This is a genomic window from Vibrio sp. 10N.222.55.C6 (assembly GCF_041473395.1).
Classification (GTDB): domain Bacteria; phylum Pseudomonadota; class Gammaproteobacteria; order Enterobacterales; family Vibrionaceae; genus Vibrio; species Vibrio crassostreae_C.
The window spans coordinates 1-206 of sequence record NZ_JBFRSD010001207.1 but is presented as its reverse complement, the minus strand read 5'-3'; the positions used below and the strand labels follow the sequence as shown (position 1 = coordinate 206).

At 39.8% G+C, this 206-nt stretch carries 1 protein-coding gene; it reads right to left on the bottom strand.

Features of this window, described 5'->3' with window-relative positions; genetic code table 11:
• Window positions 1-206, bottom strand: a 206-nt coding sequence (locus AB4486_RS28210; RefSeq protein ID WP_372120133.1) for a hypothetical protein, incomplete at both ends; no start/stop codon positions are given.

The window sequence follows — 206 nt, the reverse complement described above, 5'->3', positions numbered from 1 at the left end:
TCAAGCTCGGCATAATTAGTAATAATCTTCGCGTCTTCTCTGGTCACGATAGCAAACGGTAAATCATAGATTGGAGTGGTGTAGAGGCCGCTTATGCCATTATTTTTATAATTTTGCACCGATTGCAGCCCATCTATAGTTCCTTCTTGAAACTTATTAACAAGCTCTCCCCAAGAAAAACCATTCACAAATTCAAACCTGATCCC